We start from the raw sequence: 15,085 nt of genomic DNA, 5'->3' as shown, positions 1-15,085 counted from the left end.
GGCGAACGCGCTGTCGCCTTGGCGGGCGAGGCCGATCAGCTCGGCGAGGCGGTTCGCCAGCGCTCGGTCGACCGGCGCCTGGACGCCGCTGCCTTCGACGGGAACGCGCGGATCGATCGCTTCCGCGGTGCGCGGGGCGAGCGACGGGCCCGGCCCTGGAGCGGCGGCGCAGCCGGCGAGCGCGAAGATCGTGGCAAAAGCAAGGGAGCGGACGGGCGGCATGGCCCGAGATGTAAGATCGCCGAGCGGACCGCGCAATCGCGGTTGCGGAACGAGCCTGGAGCAGGGTTGCGTGGTTTGGGCCGCCCCCCTATGTCGCCGCGTGCCCGTTTGGGCAGCGCGCCCGTAGCTCAGCTGGATAGAGCACCAGACTACGAATCTGGGGGTCGGACGTTCGAATCGTTCCGGGCGCGCCAATATAACCACGCAAAACCAGCCGCTTAGTAGTTGGTCCGAAAAGGGCAGGTTGCCGCTTGCGCGCCGCCCATAAGCACGCCGTAAGCAGAACGATACCGCGTTAGGCCGCGACCAGCTCCTCGTCCTCATCGGGAGCCTTCGCAGCGCCCAAGCGGCGACTGATGCTCCGATATGCCGTGCTGACGGCGTCGCGCCAGCCGTCCGCAGCAAGGCTCAGCCTCTCAGGTTCGAGTGCCTTCTTTACATCATCTGGCGTCCACTCGCGGATGAGCTGTTTCGCTTGGGCATAGACGACCGCGTAGCCAACTCGACCCATGACGAGTCTCTCTGACCACTGCCGGGCCAATTCCCGGACAATCTCTGGGTCGTCGTAATTGGCATATCGCAGTTCCAGATCTTCCTGAGCGCTCGCGACTGCCGAGTATGTCAGGTTCACAAACAGCTGGTTCGTTTCGCGAACATACCGCGCAGCTTTGCTCGTCAAACCACGCTCGGCGACATCCTCCTCATCCACGAGCGGGATGATTTCAGGAGCCTGCTCGAGGTTCTTGGAAATCTTGGCGCGCTTGGTCCCGGCAGAATTGAATATCAGATCAGGACGAATCGGCGCCCATCCCAAAATTTCCTTCGAGAGCCATGTCCTTGCCGAGCGAGGCAGCGAGGTCGCAGATGTGGTCAAGCTCGCCGCTGCTCATTCGTTACTCCGCCTTGGGAGGCAATTTGGAAGGTAGAACGATCGCTTCGTGGAGATGGGTGATTTTCCAACTACCACCGGTGCGAACGAGGACTTTGGAGACGCTTGAGCGGCCGCCAGTTGGGCCTTCTCGCTCGGAAACCTCGTACGCGATCTCCGGCGAAAGAATGTCGATGGTTCTTCGCGTGATCCGTAGTTCCGGGGGTATTCGCCCTGCTTCGATCATCGCCATGATCTCGCCGCAGAGCTTTCGCAATTCGTCTTTCGACGAGGCACGGCGGCGCCCTTCAACCACCATCGTCAGTTCGCTGGCCCAAAAGGCCACGACCTTTTCGCAGTCCCTCGCGAGGAGGGCAGCCTGCTCGCCTTCGAGTACTGCGGTAACTTCCGCTTCGGCATCCGGGGGGCTGGCGGCGGGCACTGCAGCCTGGCCAAGAAGAATAAAGGCAAGTGTCAGCATGATACTCTCCTCAAGTTCCGGTGAAAATCGGCCTGCGTTTTTCGAGGAAAGGGCGACGCCCTCGCGATAATCCCTGGTGAAGCCGCCGACCGTATAGCGGCCACCGGACCAGTGTTCCAGATAGCCAGCTTTCGAGTATCGCCACACTCGGGAACGATTTTACCGCGCAGTTCCACAATTCGACGCCCAACGGGCGCGTTCGCAGCTGCTCGATGGCATTCATCACGAGTTCCGAAGCATCATCGTTTTGGGGCACTGCTCAATTTGCCGCGAGACCGTGAAGTCGATGTCTCCAATCGTAATCGGCGTAATCTGTGTGATGTGGCTCACTGCCAAACCCCTTAGAGCTTGAACTCGCCGTTTCCACGGCCTGATGATTTTCCGAAGCGGGATTCCCGTTCCGGGCGCGCCAACTTTTCGAGAAGTGAAACTGGAACGGCGCTGGCAGCGCGGCGGGGTCTGGGATTCAGGCGGTGAGCGAGTTGTCGAGCGGCCTGGAGCTGGCGCTCAGGCGGTGACGAAACTGGGCGGGTTATCGGCGCGCTCGGCGAAATCCTTGGCCAGCTTCGCGTGCCAGGTCCGCGCCTGCTCGGTCATCGCTCGCTGCGCGGCCATGCGTTCCTCGATGGCCCGGCGGCGATAGTAGCGCGCGTTCGACTCCATTTCTGCCCCCCTCGACAAAGTCGTTGAGCCGACCATGACGCCAAATTCGCTAAGGGATGGTTAAAGCCGAAAGCTGTGCCAGCCTGACACAAATCGCGGCGATTATTCGAAATTTGCCCGGTTTCAACGGCCGGCGCGGCAACTTATAAGATTCCACGGACGTTGGAGCCGAAACGGTTCGAGGAAGATCACTATGTTGAATTCAGTTGATGCCCGCCGCGGCCAGTTCGATCCGGCTCAGCGCGGCTATCACGCGGTCTACCGCGACAATGAGGTCAACCATTGCCCCGGCTGCGGCCGGACGCACTGGTATCTGGGACGAGTCCTGGCCGAGTGCGCGTTCTGCTCGACCGCGCTCCCGCTCCAGGAGACCTTCCGGCACGGGCCGGCTCCGGCACCGTCGATCCGGCGCTCGCGCCCGGCCTACGCCGTCCTCGACGCCGCCTGACGCTTTTGCTTGGAGCAGCAGCGGCCTGCGCGGTATAAGCAGCGCATGCCGAGGCTGTATCCCGTCCTTGCCGCAGCGCTCCTGGCGCTGACTCCCGGAGTGGCGTCGGCGCGCGCCGGCAGCTTCGTCATCGTCAATTCGACCGGGCACGACATCACCGCCTTGTCGATCCGCCGGTTCGGTTCAAATCAATGGCAAACGCTGGCCGGCGCGCCGCCGGCCGGTGCGCGTGGCGCGATCCAGTTCGAGGACGATGATTGCGCGTTCGATATCCAGGCGACGCTGGCGGGCGGAATTACGGCCGTATGGTCCGGCGTGAACCTCTGCGAAGCGAAAGCGGTGACTCTGAACCGAATCGACTCGGGCGCAGTCTGGGTCGACTACGACTGATCGGCGCGCGGCGCTGCGGCTGCGCATTTGCGCGAGCGGCGGCCGGAGCCGTTTTCACCCAATCGAGCAGTAATCCGCCGACCAGGAACACAACTCCCGTGCAGGCCAGGAACAGCAGCAGGCCGCCCGCGCCGGGGTAGGTCTCGAGATAGTGCACGCCGCGCTCGACCGCGCCCAACGCAACCGCGTAGGTGACGAGAAAGGCCTCGGTGCGGGTCTTGATCGTGAACAGCCGGGCGAGTCGCATGCGCATGGTCATAGGTTAATCAAACCTCGTGCCAACGGCGCAGTTCCGCCAGTCCCGGATTAAGACGTTTGGTGAAGGGTCCGTTAACCCTGCTCGAGCTCGGACAGATCGAGCTCCTGCAGCAGTTGCGCTCGGGCGGCCTCGATGTCGCGGACCAGCGCCGGCTCGGTCAGCTCGTCGTTGGCGATGGCCTCGGGCCAGTGGCGCTCGACAATCCCGGCGATTGCATCGATCCGCGCCGAATCGACCAGGAATCGCGGATCGACGCTCGCCGGATCGGCGACAACTCGCAGCCGCAGGCACGCGGGTCCGCCGCCGTTGGCCATCGACTGGCGGATGTCGACCACCTCGACTCGGCGAATCGGGCCGTTGCCGGCGAGGTGCCGCTCGAGCCAACCCCGCACCGACGGCGTTTCGCGAGCTTCGCTGGGGACGATCAGGGTGGTCTCGCCCCCGCGCGGGCTGACCAGCTGGGCGTTGAACAGATAGGACGCGATGGCATCGGCGAGCGGGACCTCGGCTTCGGGCACCTCGACCAGCTCGAAGCCGGGGACCAGCCGCTCGCAATCGGCGATCAGGCGCTCGCGCTCTGCGAACGCCTTTTCGTGCGCGAACAGGACCGGCCCGTTGACCACCGCGACGACGTCGTTGTGGAACGCGCCGGCGGCGATCGCCTGTTCCGACTGCTCGGCAAACAGGGTTCGCTGCGGATCGAGCCGATGTCGACGGGCGATGGCTTTCGACGCCTGGAGATGCTGGCGCGCGGGGAACGCTCCCCCGGAAACTCCGTAGACGAAGATTTCGACACCGGGCTCGCCGTAGGCCGGAGTGAGGCGCATGTGATTGGCGGCTCCCTCATCGCCGAACGCCGGCGGCACCGGTGGATGGACGGAAAAATGCGCGGCATCGGCAAACGCCAGCCGCAGCTGGGCCAGGGTCGCCGGCCATTCGTGGCTGCGATGCGCCATGGTGCGCAGGTTGGCGACGGTGAGATGGCAGCGCCGGTCGGCGGCATCTGGCGCCGGCGAGACGGTCGCGGCGTTGGCCGCCCACATCGCCGAGGCCGACATGGCGTTTGCGGCAATCGTGGCTTCCGCATCTTCGAGCGTCGTCCCGAGCTCGGCGAGCCAGTCCCGGTTGGGCCGCGGGTGGGGCATCAGCACGCCCTGGGCGAGACCAAGATCGAGATTGGAGCGCATCTTTGCCAGCCCCTCGAGCGCGGCGTCGCGCGGCCGCGATACCTGGCCGGCGTTGCGGGTCGAGGCGAGGTTGCCGAGGCTCAGCCCGGCGTAATTGTGGCTTGGACCGACAATTCCATCGAAGTTGATCTCGATGAGCGCCATCAGCCGCTCACCGCCAGCACCTCGTCGCCGGGCTTGACCCCCAGCAGCCGAGCCGCCTCGCTATCGATGCACAGCCCCTTGCGGGGAATTCGTTTGACGCGGGCAAAGCAGGCGACGAAATCGCTCAGCTTGCCGGTCGCCAGGATAACCTTCTGCTTTCCGCCCTCGCCGACCTCGAGCACCTTCTCGTAAGTCGATTCCCGGACCGTTCGAATTCGGTCGGTCGGGCTGGTCACCGTCGGCCCGCCGTCGAAAATGTCGATGTAGCGGTCGTAGACGAAGCCTTCCTCCTCGAGCATCCGCAGCGCCGCCCGTCCGCTGGGGTGCGGTTGGCCCATCACCGGCGTCGCGGATTCATCGAGCAGGGCGACGTAGATCGGCGTCCGCGGCATCAGGTCGGCGATGAATCGGGTCCCGTGCAGTGCGTTGAAATTGTCGGCTTCGGGAAAGCTCAGGTCGAAAAAGCGGCCGGCGAGCGCATCCCAGAAAGGCGAGTTGCCGGCGTCGTCGAGGACCCCGCGAAGCTCGGCCAGGGTTCGATCGCCGAAGCGCGGGCGATGGTGGCGGATGAACAGATAGCGGCTGCGGGCGAGGAGCCCGCCCCAGCCGCCCGAACGCAGCTCCGGGTGAAGGAACAGCCCGCCGACCTCCGACGAGCCCTCGAGGTCCGTGGTCAGGCTGAGCATCTGGTTGTGGAACGTCTTGCCGAGCTCCGGGCTGCTCTGGGTGAGCGAGCTCAGATGGTAGCTGAAGAACGGCTGGACGACCCCGACTTTGCCGAACACCTGGCAGGTGCCGCGAACAAGCTCGGTTTTCGGGTCCTCGAGGACGAATATGTAAAGGTCGCCGGCCTGCTCGTCGCCTTCGCGAGCGAACGACTTGTCCGACCGGGCCAGCTTGGCGACCAGCATCGCGCGGTCGGCCGGCAGGTTGGTGAAGCCGCCGCCGGTCAGCTTGGCCATCTGGTAGATGACCTCGAAATCGCTCCCCCGCGCCGGCCGGACCCGGAACGTCATGCTCGCCCGCCCACCAGGCGCAGGATCGCCAGCGCCGACAGCGCTGCGCGCTCGCGCAGGCTGTCGACGATCAGATATTCCTCGGCGCTGTGGATCTTGCCGCCGCGAACGCCCATCGTGTCGACCACCGGCACTCCGCAGGCGGCGATGTTGTTGCCGTCGCAAACTCCGCCCGACGGTTGCCAGCCGATTTGCTGTCCAAGGTCGGCGCCGGCTTGCTTGACCAGCTCGAACAGCGCCTCGGACTGTGGCGTCATCGGCTTGGGCGGCCGCCCGAAGCCACCGTGCGCACAGATCGCGACATCGTGCTCGGCGGCGACCGTCGCGACGCTCGATTCGATCAGGCTCCGGGCGGCCGTCTGGTCCTCGGGAGAGGCGGGACGCAGATTGACGTGCAGCACCGCAAGGTCGGGGACGACATTGTTCGGGCCGCCGCCGTCGACCCGCGCCGGGTTGACCGACAGCTGCGGGCGCTTGCCGCGCTCGAGCCGTAGAGCGAGGTCGGCGGCGGCGACGATCGCGTTGCGGCCGTCCTCGGGGTTGCGGCCGGCGTGGGCCGACCGGCCGCGGACGACGAAGGAAAAGTTGCCGCTTCCCGGGCGGGCGCCGGCGAGGGTCCCGTCGGGCAGCGCGGCGGGCTCATAGGTCAGCGCCGCTCGCTTGCCGCGGGCCGCCTCGGCGATCAGCGCCGCCGATCCGGGCGAGCCGACTTCCTCGTCGCTGTTGAGAACGATCTCATAACCGAGATCGGCAGCGTCCCCGGCTTCGATCGCTTTCAGCGCCGCTAGCATCACCGCGATGCCGCCCTTCATGTCGGCGACTCCCGGCCCGCCGAGCACTCCGTCCTCGAGCCAGCTGGTCGCCTGGAACGGATGATCGACGTCGAACACCGTGTCCATGTGGCCGGTAAAGAGCAGCTGGACGGGAGCTTTGGGCCGGACCTTCAGGTGAACGTTGCGGCCGTGATCGATCGCAACGGTCCTGCCGGCCCGGTCGATCGCGTCGACCGGTGCCGGGTCGACCAGGGAGAGCTCGCCGGGGAGGGCGGAGAAAGCGTCGGCGAGCAGGCCGGCCATGTCGGCCAGGCCGGCAAGATTGCGCGAGCCGCTGTTGACCGCCGCCCACGCCTGGACCCGGTCGAGCATCGGCTCGGCCGCCGAGCGCTCGACGCACTCCTGCTCGGTGCTTGCAAGCCTCCCCATCGCGGCCCTCCTAGCCGCGCCGCCGGACGAACGCCACACCGCGCGCGAGAGCTACAAATGATCGCCGAATTCGGCCAGCAGCCGCCGGTAGAGATCGCGCTTGAAGGGGACGATCAGGTCGGGGAGCTCGGACGGCGCGACCCACTTCCAGTCGCTGAACTCGGGCTCGGCGGTCGCCAGGTTCACGTCCTCATCGGTGCCGGTGAACCGGGCGAGGAACCAGTGCTGGGTCTGCCCCTTCCAACGGCCGCCCCACAGTTTTCCAACCATTTCTGGCGGCAGGTCGTAGCGCAGCGGCTCGGAGCATTGCGCGATGCGCTCGACAAGGCGCGGATCGATGCCCGTCTCCTCCTCGAGCTCGCGGAGCGCGCCCGGCCACGGCTCCTCGCCGTCGTCGAGGCCGCCCTGCGGCATCTGCCACGCATCGGTCGGGTTATCGATGCGCCGGCCGACCCATACCTTGCGCTCCGGGTTGAGCAGCATGACGCCAACGCCGCGGCGGTAGAGGTGGTCGTCGTTGTTGTTCATCACCACGTCATTGCGAGGAGCACTGCGACGAAGCAATCCAGTTCTCTCCGACCTCGTTTGCTTCGCTACGCTCGCAATGACGAAAGAGCAGGACTATTAAGAGCATATGGCGACTGCCACTCACCTGCTGACCGAAACCGAAGCAACGGCGCGGCCGGTGTTGGAAGCAGTCGTCGTGCGCTTTGCCGGCGACAGCGGCGACGGCATGCAGCTGACCGGCGGCCAGTTCACCTTGTCGACGGCGCTGGCGGGCAACGATCTGGCGACGTTCCCCGATTTTCCGGCGGAAATCCGCGCTCCGCAGGGGACGACTTTCGGAGTCTCCGCTTTCCAGATCAACTTCGGCAGTTGCGCGATCGAGACCGCCGGCGACCAGCCTGACGTGCTGATCGCGATGAACCCGGCGGCCTTGAAGGTGAACGTCAACGATCTTCGCGAAGGCGGATTGATCATCGCCGACGAGGGCGAGTTCACCGCCCGCAACCTCACCAAGGCCGGTTACGAGGCTAATCCGCTCGAGGACGGCAGCCTCGCCCGCTGGCAGCTGGTCCATTTCAACATCTCGCAACTGACGCTCGACGCGGTGAAGCCGTTTGGCCTCGGCAACAAGGAAGCGCTGCGGTGCAAGAACATGTGGACGCTGGGCTTGGCGCTGTGGATGTTCGACCGCGATCGCGCACCGATCGTCGACTGGCTCAAGACCAAGTTCGCCAAGGCTCCCGAGCTCGCCGAAGCCAACATCGCCGCATTGAACGCGGGCCACGCCTATGGCGAAACGGTCGAAATGGGTGCGCCCGTCCAGCGCCATCACATCGACCCGGCTCCGGCCGAGCCCGGCCTCTACCGGACCGTCACCGGCGCCGAGGCCCTGGCCGTCGGGCTGGTCGCCGGCGCCCAGCTCGCGGGCCTCAGGATGTTCTTCGGCTCCTATCCGATCACGCCGGCCTCGCCGCTGCTCCACCATCTGGCGCGATTGAAGGAGTTCGGGATCACCACTTTCCAGGCCGAGGATGAGATCGCGGCGATCTGCGCGGCGCTCGGCGCGTCCTATGCCGGGCAGCTCGGCGTCACATCGTCGTCTGGGCCGGGGATTGCGCTGAAGACCGAGGCGCTGGGTCTGGCGGTGATGACCGAGCTGCCGCTGGTGGTCGTCAACTCGCAGCGCGGCGGGCCGTCGACGGGCCTGCCGACCAAGACCGAGCAGTCGGACCTCTACCAGGCGGTCTACGGGCGCAATGCCGACTCGCCGCTGCCGGTGATCGCCGCGCGCTCGCCGGCCGACGCGTTCGATTGCGCGATCGAGGCGTGCCGGGTGGCGACGCGCTACATGACCCCGGTGATGCTTTTGACCGACGGTTATATCGCCAATGCCGCCGAGCCGTGGAAGGTGCCGGACATGGCCGACTATGCGCCGTTCCCGGTCGAGTTCTTCGACCAGGCGCCGGCCGAGGGCGAGGCGGTGATGCCCTATGCCCGCAACGAGGATCTCGCCCGTCCGTGGATCAGGCCCGGGACCCCGGGGCTCGAGCACCGCATCGGCGGCATCGAAAAGGCGCCCGGCACCGGCAACATCGATTACAGCCCGGAAGCGCATGCGGAGATGACCCGGTTGCGCGCGGCCAAGATCGCGTCTGTCGCCGACACGATTCCCGACCAGGAGGTATGTTTGGGCGAGGCGAGCGGCGAGCTCGCGGTCGTCAGCTGGGGCTCGACGTTCGGACCGATCCACCAGGCGGTCCGCCGCGCCCGCCAGAGCGGCCTCGACGTGTCGCACATCCACATCCGCCACATCGTCCCGATGCCTCGAAATCTCGCTGTCCTATTGGGCGGGTTCAGGCGTATCCTGGTGCCCGAGATGAACAGCGGCCAGCTCACGACCGTCCTTCGCGACCGATTCCTGGTCGACGCCCAATCGCTGAGCAAGGTCAGCGGCCAACCGTTCCGGATCGCCGAGCTCGAGGCGGCGATCGACGAGATGCTCTCCGGCGGTCCGCGCGCGAGCGCGAGCGCGTAGGCGCGCGTGGAGTGCGACTTTTGCGACTTTTTCGAGGATAGCCGATGAAACAGATGAACGTCCTCCCAATGGTCATGATGCTGGTCATCGTGGTCCTGCTCATCGTCTGGCTGACCTGACATGAACGAGCTGACCCCAAATGCAGCCTTGGCAGTCACCACCGCCAAGGACTGGGCGAGCGACCAGGAAGTCCGCTGGTGCCCGGGCTGCGGCGATTATGCGGTGCTGAAAGCGGTGCAGCGGACGATGCCGGACCTCGGCACCGCGCGCGAAAAGACGGTGTTCGTCTCCGGGATCGGCTGCTCGAGCCGCTTTCCCTATTACATGGCGACCTACGGCTTCCACACCATCCACGGCCGCGCGCCGGCGTTCGCGACCGGGATCAAGCTCGCCAATCCGGAGCTCGACGTGTGGATCATCACCGGCGACGGCGACGCTCTGTCGATCGGCGGCAACCACACGATGCACATCCTGCGCCGCAACCTCGATTGCCAGATCCTGCTGTTCAACAACGAGATCTACGGGCTGACCAAGGGCCAATATTCGCCCACTTCGCGCGTCGGAACGCGCTCGCCCTCGACCCCGTTCGGGTCGGTCGACCGGCCGGTCGCTCCGTGCATGTTCGCGCTGGGCTCGGGAGCGCGGTTCATCGCCCGCGGGATCGACGTCCACAAGAGCCTGCCCGACGTGCTCAAGGCCGCCCATGCCCACAAGGGCGCAAGCTTCGTCGAAATCTACCAGAATTGCATCGTCTACAACGACGACGTGTTCGGCTCCTTCACGTCGCGGGAGGTTGCGGCCGACAAGCAGTTGTGGCTCCAGCCGGGCGGGAAGATGCTGTTCGCGGGCGGCACCAAGGGGCTGGCTCTCGACACCGAGCGGCTGGTGCTCAAGGTGGTCGAAGGCGACGATCCCTCGGTGCTGCTCCACGATCCCAGGAACCGCGGAGTCGCGGCGATGCTGATCGAGATGCCCGACAGCTTCCCGATGGCATTGGGCGTCATCTACGAGGACCCCGCGCCGACGTTCGAAAGCGCGGTCATCGAACAGAATCGCGCTGCGGCATCGGACAAGCCGGCCGACCTCCAGGCGCTCGTGTCGAAGGGGCAGACGTGGCAGGTCGAGAAGGAACCGCACAAGCTCTGACCCGCCGCGCTCGATAAGTGGACAATATCACCCATTCGCTGACCGGCTGGGCGCTCGGCCAAGCGGGGCTCAAGACCCGGACGCGCAAGGGGCTGGCGGTGCTGATCCTCGGCGCGAACATGCCGGACATCGACGTGTTCTTCGGCTGGGTTGGCTGGGAGCCGCTGGCGATGCACCGCGGATTCACCCACGGGCTGGTCGGCGGGGCGCTCGTCATGCCGCCGCTGCTCGCCGGATTGTTGTGGCTGCTCGACCGCTGGCAGGTCGGCCGGGGCGCAACGTTCACAAGCGGGCTGCCGATGCGCGCTGGCTGGCTAGTCGCATTGGCCTATCTCGCGACGCTCACCCACCCGCTGATGGATTTGCTGACGACCTATTCGGTTCAGCTGCTGTCGCCGTTCTCGAGCGCCTGGTTTCACTCCGACGCGCTGTTCATCATCGACGTATGGCTGTGGTTGCTGCTCGCCGGCTCGATCGCCTGGTCGCGCGTTCGGGAAAGAAAGGGCAAGCCGTGGCGGCGCCCGGTGCAGGCGGCGATAGCCGTCATGCTCGTCTATATTGGTCTCAACCTGCTGATCAGTCAGCGTGCTTATGCAGCGGTCCGCCAATGGGCGGGCGGGCGGCCGATCGACGCCCTGTTCGCATCGCCGCCGCCGCTTGAATCCTGGCGCCGCCGGCTCGTCTGGCGTGAAGGCGATTGCTATCGCTGGAGCCGCTACGACCCGCTGGGCGCAGGGCTTGGGCCGGTGACGAACTGCCGGCCAAGCCTGCTGCACGACCCGCTCGTGCGCGAAGCGTTGCAGCGCGACCCCGCGCTTGCCCGGTTCCTGCGCTGGTCGGTGCTGCCGCTCGCCGAGGTCGAGCGGTCGCGATGCTCGGTGAAAGTGTCGATCGGCGACGCCCGCTACCAGGATTTCGGCAGCCGTTCGCGGCTGCGGCGGGAAACAATTGTGCCCACCGGCCGTCCCGGCTGTTAATGCCCGAGGGATGACAGGAAGGGGCGAACATCTGGTTCGTGCGGACCGCGGCTTTGCCGTCGGCGGCGGCGCGGCCGCGCGGCTGGTGGCCCCGGCTTTCGCGAAGATTGTCGACCAGCTCGACCGCCGCCTGGCGAGCGGCGGGATCGAGGGGACGCTTCCCGACGGAAGCAGCCGGCGGATCGGCTTTCACGCGCCCGGTCCGGTCGCGGTCGTCCAGCTGAAGAGCTGGATGGGGCTGGTTCGCCTCGCGACATCGGGCTCGGTCGGCTGGTACAAGGCGTGGGCGCTCGGGGAATGGTCGAGCCCCGACCCGGTGGCGCTGTTCGAACTGTTCACCGCCAACTCCGTCGCTCTGGGCCGAGTCGCGCGGGCGAAGGGGCCGTTCCGGTGGATCAACGCGCTCGCCCACCGGCTGCGCGACAACGCGCCGCGCAAGGCCAGGCGCAACATCGCCGCGCACTACGACCTCGGCAATGATTTCTACGCGGCGTGGCTGGATGACACGATGACCTACTCGTGCGCCAGGTTCGCAACGCCGGACCAGCCGCTGGAGGCCGCGCAACTGCGCAAGATTGCGCTGCTGCTCGACCGGCTTCAGCTGAAACCCGGGCAGCGCCTGCTCGAGATCGGCTGCGGCTGGGGAAGCCTGGCGATCGAGGCGGCGAAGCGCGGCGTCGACGTCGTCGGCCTGACCCTGTCCGAGCAGCAGAAGTCATGGGCCGACGCCAAGGTCGCCGAGGCGGGGCTCGCCGACCGGATCGAGATCCGGCTGCAGGACTATCGCGACATCGCCGAGCAATTCGACGCCGTCGCCTCGGTGGAAATGGTCGAGGCGGTCGGAATGCGCTGGTGGGGCGCCTATCTCGACTCCATCTCGCGCAATCTGAAGCCCGGCGGCCGCGCAGCGCTGCAGTTCATCAGCATCGATCATCGATTGTTCGATCGCTATTCGCGCAATGCCGACTTCATCCAGACCTACATCTTCCCCGGCGGGCTTCTGCTCGACGTGCCGCACTTCGCGGCGCTGGCGAAGGAGCGGGGGCTGTCCTGGGAAAATGGCGACAATTTCGGCCTCGACTATGCCCGCACCTTGAACCGCTGGCGTGCACGCTACGACGACGCGCTCGCTCGCGGTGAACTCGAAGAGTTCGGCGACGAGTTCCACAATCTGTGGCGCTATTATCTGATGTATTGCGAAGGCGGATTTCGAGGCGGCGCGATCGACGTCGCCCAGGTGACGATGGTCAAGGCCTAGGCCTCGATCCGTACCTTCTCGCCGGTCGGGACTTCGGAAAGCAGGCGCTCGAGGATGGCTTTGGCGACCGCTTCGGGCGGCTTGACGCTGTCCGGCTCCTCGCCGGGAAACGCGAGTTGGCGCATCCGGGTTCGAGTCGCGCCGGGGTCCACGATATGCACCCTGATCCGCCCGCTGTGCTCGGTCTCGTCGGCATAGGCTCCGAGCAGCGTTTCCAGCGCCGCTTTCGACGAGCCGTAAGCGCCCCAGAAGGCGCGCGGCTCGCCGCCCACAGAGGAGGTCAGTGCTACGACGTCGGCGCGCTCGGCCTTTCGAAGCAGCGGATCGAAGGCCGCGATCATCGCCTGGTTGGCGAGCAAATTCAGGCCGAGGACCCGGGCATATTCCTTTGGATCGATATGTTCGACGGGGGTCAGCGAGCCGAGCATCGCGGCGTTGAGGACCAATATGTCGAGATTCTCCCAGCGCTCGGCGACCGCTGCCGCGAGCTTGCCAATGGATTCGCCATCGGTGAGGTCGAGCGGGGCGATGGTCGCGCTTCCCCCGGCTTCGTGGATGCGGTCGTCAATCGACTCGAGCGCGCTCGCTGTCCTGGCGACGAGAATCACATGGGCGCCGGCAGCGGCAAGCGATTCGCTGGTTGCCGCGCCGATGCCCCGGCTGGCGCCGGTGACGACCGCAAGCTTGCCGGCGAGAGGCTTTTCGTCTGTCATATCAGCACGTCATTGCGAGGAGCGAAGCGACGAAGCAATCCAGCAAGAACAAGAAACTGGATTGCCGCGCTTCGCTCGCAATGACGAAAGGTGCTGCTGCTACCGGCTTGCGACCAGCGAAAGCGAGCCTGCCCGTTGCTTTTCCGAGAAATCCGTCAGGCTGGTCGGATAATCCCCGGTAAAGCAGGCGTCGCAGCGCTGCGGCTGCGCCTCGTTCCGCTCAGATCCGAGCGCCCGGTACAACCCCTCGATCGAAATGAAGGCGAGGCTGTCGGCGTTGATGTAGTCGGCCATCGCCTCGACGCCCATCTGAGCGGCGAGCAGCTTGGCGCGCTCGGGCGTGTCAACTCCGTAAAAGCAGCTGTGGCGAGTCGGCGGCGACGCGATGCGCATATGGACCTCGCGGGCGCCGGCATCGCGCATCATCTGGACAATCTTCAGGCTGGTGGTGCCGCGCACGATCGAATCGTCGATGAGCACGATGCGCTTGCCGGCGACCAGGCCCGAGTTGGCGTTGTGCTTCAATTTGACGCCAAGGTGGCGGACCTCCTGGCTCGGCTGGATGAAGGTGCGTCCGACATAGTGCGAGCGGATGATGCCGAGCTCGAAGGGAATGCCGCATTCCTGGCTGAAGCCGATGGCGGCCGGAACGCCGCTGTCCGGGACCGGAACGACATAGTCGGCCTCGACCGGCGCTTCGCGGGCGAGCTCCGCACCGATGTTCTTGCGCACCTGATAGACCGAGGTGCCGTCGACGATGGAATCGGGCCGCGAGAAATAGACATGCTCGAAGATGCAGGGCTTTGGATCGGCCTTTTCGAACGGCCGGAAGGAGCGGATTCCGGAGGCATTGACGAGGACGATCTCGCCCGGCTCGACTTCGCGGATGAAGGTCGCGCCGATCACGTCGAGGGCGACGCTCTCGGAAGCGAAAATGGTCGCCTCGCCGAGCTTGCCCATCACCAATGGCCGGAATCCGAGCGGGTCCCGGCAGGCGATCAGCCCTTCCTCGGTCAGCACCAGCAGCGAGTAAGCGCCCTCGACCTGGCGCAGGGCGTCGATCAGCCGATCAACCGTGGGTGTGTACTGGGAGGTCGCAACGAGGTGGATGATGACCTCGGTGTCGCTGGTCGACTGGAAAATCGAGCCGCGGCGGTTGAGCGTTCGGCGCAGCTTCATCGCGTTCGACAAATTGCCGTTGTGGGCGACTGCGAAACCACCTTCCGCCAGCTCGGCGTACAACGGCTGGACGTTGCGCAATGCGGTTTCGCCGGTGGTCGAATAGCGCACGTGGCCGATTGCGGTGCGGCCGGCGAGCGCGCGCATCACCTCGTCGCGGTCGAAGTTCCCGGCGACGTGGCCCATCGCCCGGTGGGAGTGGAAATAGCCGCCGTCGAAGCTGGTGATTCCGGCCGCTTCCTGGCCGCGGTGTTGAAGCGCGTGGAGGCCGAGCGCGACGAAACTGGCGGCATTGTCGGCACCCCAGATGCCGAAAATCCCGCATTCTTCGCGCAGCTTATCGTCGTCGAACGGATGAGTGGTCAGCATCGTCCCCGCCCTTGCTCGGCA

At 66.0% G+C, this 15,085-nt stretch carries 15 protein-coding genes, 1 tRNA gene and 1 pseudogene; 7 read left to right on the top strand and 10 right to left on the bottom strand.

What is annotated here, in order from left to right; translation table 11 throughout:
• Positions 1 to 222, bottom strand: a pseudogene (locus H0T81_RS03165) (hypothetical protein); the annotation flags it as partial.
• A gap of 117 nt (positions 223 to 339) precedes the next feature.
• On the opposite strand from H0T81_RS03165, the gene H0T81_RS03160 reads away from it, so the two are divergent.
• Positions 340 to 416: transfer RNA gene (locus tag H0T81_RS03160), tRNA-Arg, on the top strand.
• A 101-nt stretch (positions 417 to 517) separates the two neighbouring features.
• Here the strand turns inward: H0T81_RS03160 and H0T81_RS03155 are convergent.
• From H0T81_RS03155 to H0T81_RS03145, 3 genes are all read right to left on the bottom strand, one after another.
• Complete coding sequence (locus H0T81_RS03155) at positions 518 to 1,096, bottom strand: hypothetical protein (protein ID WP_294009676.1); 579 nt, start codon at positions 1,094 to 1,096, stop codon at positions 518 to 520.
• Between the two features lie 19 nt (positions 1,097 to 1,115).
• Entirely contained in the window at positions 1,116 to 1,718 is a 603-nt protein-coding gene (locus H0T81_RS03150; protein WP_294009674.1) for a nuclear transport factor 2 family protein, read from the bottom strand.
• A gap of 360 nt (positions 1,719 to 2,078) precedes the next feature.
• Positions 2,079 to 2,234, bottom strand: coding sequence for a hypothetical protein (locus tag H0T81_RS03145; RefSeq protein WP_294009672.1), 156 nt, complete (start codon positions 2,232 to 2,234; stop codon positions 2,079 to 2,081).
• A 193-nt stretch (positions 2,235 to 2,427) separates the two neighbouring features.
• On the opposite strand from H0T81_RS03145, the gene H0T81_RS03140 reads away from it, so the two are divergent.
• Both H0T81_RS03140 and H0T81_RS03135 read left to right on the top strand, forming a co-directional pair.
• Positions 2,428 to 2,682 carry a hypothetical protein gene (locus tag H0T81_RS03140; protein WP_294009668.1) on the top strand — a complete coding sequence of 85 codons (255 nt, stop codon included), beginning with the start codon at positions 2,428 to 2,430 and terminating at the stop codon, positions 2,680 to 2,682.
• Positions 2,683 to 2,727: 45 nt separating this feature from the next.
• Entirely contained in the window at positions 2,728 to 3,072 is a 345-nt protein-coding gene (locus tag H0T81_RS03135; RefSeq protein ID WP_294009665.1) for a hypothetical protein, read from the top strand.
• A gap of 330 nt (positions 3,073 to 3,402) precedes the next feature.
• Here H0T81_RS03135 and H0T81_RS03125 read toward each other — a convergent pair whose 3' ends face one another.
• The 4 genes from H0T81_RS03125 to H0T81_RS03110 are packed head-to-tail and all read right to left on the bottom strand — an operon-like array spanning position 3,403 to position 7,408.
• Positions 3,403 to 4,662 (bottom strand): N-succinylarginine dihydrolase, encoded by a 1,260-nt coding sequence (locus H0T81_RS03125; protein WP_294009663.1) that lies wholly within the window; start codon positions 4,660 to 4,662, stop codon positions 3,403 to 3,405.
• The gene (locus H0T81_RS03120; protein WP_294009660.1) at positions 4,662 to 5,678 is read right to left on the bottom strand and encodes an arginine N-succinyltransferase; all 1,017 of its coding nucleotides are present in this window, start codon (positions 5,676 to 5,678) and stop codon (positions 4,662 to 4,664) included. Before H0T81_RS03120 ends, H0T81_RS03125 begins: the two co-directional genes overlap by 1 nt.
• Positions 5,675 to 6,880 (bottom strand): hydrolase, encoded by a 1,206-nt coding sequence (locus H0T81_RS03115; protein ID WP_294009657.1) that lies wholly within the window; start codon positions 6,878 to 6,880, stop codon positions 5,675 to 5,677. Before H0T81_RS03115 ends, H0T81_RS03120 begins: the two co-directional genes overlap by 4 nt.
• A gap of 51 nt (positions 6,881 to 6,931) precedes the next feature.
• Positions 6,932 to 7,408: an RNA pyrophosphohydrolase gene (locus H0T81_RS03110; protein ID WP_294009655.1), complete on the bottom strand. Its 477-nt coding sequence runs from the start codon at positions 7,406 to 7,408 to the stop codon at positions 6,932 to 6,934.
• Between the two features lie 106 nt (positions 7,409 to 7,514).
• Here H0T81_RS03110 and H0T81_RS03105 point away from each other — a divergent pair, with 106 nt between their 5' ends.
• The 4 genes from H0T81_RS03105 to H0T81_RS03090 all read left to right on the top strand — a co-directional run bounded on the left by H0T81_RS03105 (position 7,515) and on the right by H0T81_RS03090 (position 12,803).
• Positions 7,515 to 9,422, top strand: a complete 1,908-nt coding sequence (locus H0T81_RS03105; protein WP_294009653.1) for a 2-oxoacid:acceptor oxidoreductase subunit alpha — start codon at positions 7,515 to 7,517, stop codon at positions 9,420 to 9,422.
• A gap of 120 nt (positions 9,423 to 9,542) precedes the next feature.
• The gene (locus H0T81_RS03100) at positions 9,543 to 10,568 is read left to right on the top strand and encodes a 2-oxoacid:ferredoxin oxidoreductase subunit beta (protein WP_294009651.1); all 1,026 of its coding nucleotides are present in this window, start codon (positions 9,543 to 9,545) and stop codon (positions 10,566 to 10,568) included.
• A 17-nt stretch (positions 10,569 to 10,585) separates the two neighbouring features.
• On the top strand, positions 10,586 to 11,545 hold the full coding sequence (locus tag H0T81_RS03095) for a metal-dependent hydrolase (protein WP_294009649.1): 960 nt from the start codon (positions 10,586 to 10,588) through the stop codon (positions 11,543 to 11,545).
• Between the two features lie 10 nt (positions 11,546 to 11,555).
• Positions 11,556 to 12,803, top strand: a complete 1,248-nt coding sequence (locus H0T81_RS03090; RefSeq protein ID WP_294009647.1) for a cyclopropane-fatty-acyl-phospholipid synthase family protein — start codon at positions 11,556 to 11,558, stop codon at positions 12,801 to 12,803.
• Here the strand turns inward: H0T81_RS03090 and H0T81_RS03085 are convergent.
• Positions 12,800 to 13,516: an SDR family NAD(P)-dependent oxidoreductase gene (locus H0T81_RS03085; RefSeq protein WP_294009645.1), complete on the bottom strand. Its 717-nt coding sequence runs from the start codon at positions 13,514 to 13,516 to the stop codon at positions 12,800 to 12,802. The two genes, H0T81_RS03090 and H0T81_RS03085, sit on opposite strands and share 4 nt — an antisense overlap.
• 99 nt (positions 13,517 to 13,615) lie before the next feature.
• Positions 13,616 to 15,064, bottom strand: a complete 1,449-nt coding sequence (gene purF, locus H0T81_RS03080) for an amidophosphoribosyltransferase (protein ID WP_294009643.1) — start codon at positions 15,062 to 15,064, stop codon at positions 13,616 to 13,618.
• Positions 15,065 to 15,085 lie beyond the last annotated feature (21 nt).

This window comes from Sphingomonas sp., assembly GCF_013812825.1.
Classification (GTDB): domain Bacteria; phylum Pseudomonadota; class Alphaproteobacteria; order Sphingomonadales; family Sphingomonadaceae; genus Sphingomicrobium.
The sequence above is the reverse complement of the archived record's forward strand: the minus strand, read 5'-3'. Positions and strand labels throughout refer to the sequence as shown.

Excerpts from the sequence above, each read along its gene's own strand:
- H0T81_RS03145 (WP_294009672.1), bottom strand. The coding sequence starts at position 2,234 with ATGGAGTCGAACGCGCGCTACTATCGCCGCCGGGCCATCGAGGAACGC.
- H0T81_RS03140 (WP_294009668.1), top strand. The coding sequence starts at position 2,428 with ATGTTGAATTCAGTTGATGCCCGCCGCGGCCAGTTCGATCCGGCTCAG.
- H0T81_RS03135 (WP_294009665.1), top strand. The coding sequence starts at position 2,728 with ATGCCGAGGCTGTATCCCGTCCTTGCCGCAGCGCTCCTGGCGCTGACT.
- H0T81_RS03125 (WP_294009663.1), bottom strand. The coding sequence starts at position 4,662 with ATGGCGCTCATCGAGATCAACTTCGATGGAATTGTCGGTCCAAGCCAC.
- H0T81_RS03120 (WP_294009660.1), bottom strand. The coding sequence starts at position 5,678 with ATGACGTTCCGGGTCCGGCCGGCGCGGGGGAGCGATTTCGAGGTCATC.
- H0T81_RS03115 (WP_294009657.1), bottom strand. The coding sequence starts at position 6,880 with ATGGGGAGGCTTGCAAGCACCGAGCAGGAGTGCGTCGAGCGCTCGGCG.
- H0T81_RS03110 (WP_294009655.1), bottom strand. The coding sequence starts at position 7,408 with ATGAACAACAACGACGACCACCTCTACCGCCGCGGCGTTGGCGTCATG.
- H0T81_RS03105 (WP_294009653.1), top strand. The coding sequence starts at position 7,515 with ATGGCGACTGCCACTCACCTGCTGACCGAAACCGAAGCAACGGCGCGG.
- H0T81_RS03100 (WP_294009651.1), top strand. The coding sequence starts at position 9,543 with ATGAACGAGCTGACCCCAAATGCAGCCTTGGCAGTCACCACCGCCAAG.
- H0T81_RS03090 (WP_294009647.1), top strand. The coding sequence starts at position 11,556 with ATGACAGGAAGGGGCGAACATCTGGTTCGTGCGGACCGCGGCTTTGCC.
- H0T81_RS03085 (WP_294009645.1), bottom strand. The coding sequence starts at position 13,516 with ATGACAGACGAAAAGCCTCTCGCCGGCAAGCTTGCGGTCGTCACCGGC.
- purF (WP_294009643.1), bottom strand. The coding sequence starts at position 15,064 with ATGCTGACCACTCATCCGTTCGACGACGATAAGCTGCGCGAAGAATGC.